Origin of the sequence: Streptomyces milbemycinicus, assembly GCF_002154605.1 — a bacterium.
GTDB lineage: Bacteria > Actinomycetota > Actinomycetes > Streptomycetales > Streptomycetaceae > Streptomyces > Streptomyces milbemycinicus.
The window spans coordinates 1-2,447 of record NZ_MUNE01000138.1 but is presented as its reverse complement, the minus strand read 5'-3'; the positions used below and the strand labels follow the sequence as shown (position 1 = coordinate 2,447).

The window sequence follows — 2,447 nt, the reverse complement described above, 5'->3', positions numbered from 1 at the left end:
TCTCCCGCCTCCTGGGCCGCCGTGTGCACCCCGTCGACGTGCTCGAGAATCGCGCGCTGACGCCGCGGCAGGCCCGAGTCGAGGGGCAGCCGGGTCCTGACGAGCGGTTCGCTGTCCGTCTCCGCCTCGGGCCAGATTTCGTGCAGCAACTCCCGTCGGCGCAGCGTCTCGCGCTGCACCGCGTCGACCGGCACCGGGCGCACCGCGCCCATCCAGTGCGCGACCCCGTACCGGAAGCGGGCCGGGCCGCCGCCCGGGCCGAGTACGAAGAACGCCGCGTCGTACAGCGCCCCCAGATGGCACAGCTCCAGTGCGCCCTTCGGGAGGCGGCCACTGTCCACCAGGAACCGCCCCACCCGCTGTTCGGGCCCGGCCTCGTCAAGGGCCTCGCGCCACTTATCGGGTGACATTGCGCCGCCCGCGGTGAGCAACGTCTCAAGACTCGGCGTGTCCGGGCTGTCCGCGTAGATCACCTGTCCGTCGGAGAGGTGCAGCGTGCCCCTCTCCCGCATGAAGGAGCCGGTCGCCTTCTCGGCGGCGAGCCGGTCCAGCATGGGTGAGCCGACCTGAGCGGTGCCGGTGGGGGCCGTGGGACTCCGCCGGGTCGGGCTGGAGAAAGGTTTCCGCAAACCGGTCACCCCAGCACCAGTTCTCGCGCCATCTCGCTCAGCCGGATACGGGCCAGCGCGAGGTTGCCCTCCGTACGGCCGAGCCACAGATGCAGAAAGACACTGCTGTCGAAGGTGGTGCGGACGAACTGGAGGACGTGGTAACTGTCGCGGTTGCTGACGATCAGATCTTCTATGGGAGTTTCGCCGTCGGACCAGTCGGAGCCGTCGGCGGGGGCGAACGACCGGTATTCCGCCGCCATCCGGGCGAGCTCCGCCGTCTCGGCCGCCGTGGCCTCGTGGTCGCCGCCCGGTGACTCCCCGACCGTGCCCAGAGCCAGACCGCTGGTCCAGTCGACCACGGCGGCGCCCCGGGCGCCGGGAAGTTTCATGGCCTCCAGCAGGCACTCGTCAATCCCGGGCAATGTGACTCCCTCCCCGTGTGCGTCGAATGAATCATGGAGAACTTAGACTCCGCATGTGGAGGAAGCGTGAAGACGCAGGTGAATTTCTGTGCAATGTGTGAGTGATGGGTGCCCTTCGTTGAGATTCAGAGGTTGCGTCAGAAGTTTGGGCGGCCGTCCGCGTTCCGGGGTTTCAGCGGCTGTACTCGGCCGCGCCCTGGGGGTCCGCGACAGCGGGGCGGTGGTCCGAGCGCGCTGGAGGCATCCAGCCGAAGCGCGGTGCCCGCCGTTCGAGGAAGGCGGTGACGCCCTCGCCGAGCTCGCCGCTGACGCTCAGCTGGTCCCGCCAGTACTCCAGGCGCGCAGGATCGACCGGCCCGGCTGTGAACTCCTTGACCGCCGCCTGGCTGAGCGCGGACCGGGACAGCAGTACCCGGGTGAACTCCGCCACCCGCTCGTCCAGCCCGCCCGGCGGCAGCACCTCGTCCACCAGCCCCGTCCGCAGCGCCCGCTCGGTGCCGATCAGCTCGCCGGAGAGCAGCAGATACTTGGCGGTCGCCGGGCCGACCAGGTCCATCAGCCGCCGGGTGGACGAGGGCGCGTAGACCACCCCCAGCCGGGCCGCGGTGATCCCGAAGCGGGAGCCCTGCTCCGCGAACCGCAGATCGCAGGCGGCGGCCAGCTGGCAGCCGCCGCCCACGCAGGAGCCGCGCACCGCGGCGAGCGTCGGCTTGGGGAAGCCGGCCAGGGCCTCCTCGGCGGGCAGTGCCAGCGCCGTCGTCTCCTCGTACGTCGTGCCGAGCGAGCCGATGTCCGCGCCCGCACTGAAGGTGTCGCCCGCTCCGGTGAGCACCAGCGCCCGTACGGCCGGGTCCGCGGCCAGCCGCTCCAGGAGCGGGGGCAGCCCGTGCCACATGCCAGGGGTAAGTGCGTTGCGCTTGCGGGGGTTGTGGATCACGACGGTCGCTATGCCGTCGGCGACGGCGTGCTGCAGGCAGGGCTCCATGTCGCGGATGCTATCCGGCACCCTCAAGCGACTGTCGGCATCGCCGTAAGCAAGCCGGGCAGGAACAGTCGAGCGAGTGACGCTGGCATACGCACGCGGTCAAAAGCCGTCGATAGAGGGCGACTTGCGCTCAGTTAGCCGGTCCGTACCAACACGTTCCCAACACTCGATGACGACTGGTCGGGCTGTGGCGATGGATGGGGATCGGACATGGAGATTGTCGGAAGCGTCCCTCCTGAACCGGGGGCGGCCACGCCCCGCGGGCCGTTCGCCTACGAGGGCGTCTGGCGCTTCACTGCCCCCGCGCTCGACACCTCCGTCCCACAGGCCCGGCACGCGGTGCGCGATCTGCTGGCCCACCAGCGGGTGCCCGCCCCTGACGACCTCGTCCAGAACCTGCTGCTGATCGTCTCCGAGCTGGTCACCAAC

General features: G+C 70.2%; 3 protein-coding genes and 1 pseudogene. 1 reads left to right on the top strand and 3 read right to left on the bottom strand.

Going from position 1 to position 2,447, the window contains the following annotated elements; translation table 11 throughout:
- From CCN51_RS12970 to CCN51_RS12960, 3 genes are all read right to left on the bottom strand, one after another.
- On the bottom strand, nucleotides 1-554 hold a 554-nt coding region (locus CCN51_RS12970), incomplete at its 3' end, for a hypothetical protein (protein WP_086859555.1).
- Between the two features lie 80 nt (nucleotides 555-634).
- The gene (locus CCN51_RS12965; protein ID WP_014175224.1) at nucleotides 635-1,033 is read right to left on the bottom strand and encodes a hypothetical protein; all 399 of its coding nucleotides are present in this window, start codon (nucleotides 1,031-1,033) and stop codon (nucleotides 635-637) included.
- Between the two features lie 172 nt (nucleotides 1,034-1,205).
- Nucleotides 1,206-2,018: an enoyl-CoA hydratase/isomerase family protein gene (locus CCN51_RS12960; protein WP_014175223.1), complete on the bottom strand. Its 813-nt coding sequence runs from the start codon at nucleotides 2,016-2,018 to the stop codon at nucleotides 1,206-1,208.
- A gap of 210 nt (nucleotides 2,019-2,228) precedes the next feature.
- Between CCN51_RS12960 and CCN51_RS12955 the strand changes: the two are divergent.
- A pseudogene (locus CCN51_RS12955) lies at nucleotides 2,229-2,447 on the top strand (ATP-binding protein); the annotation flags it as partial.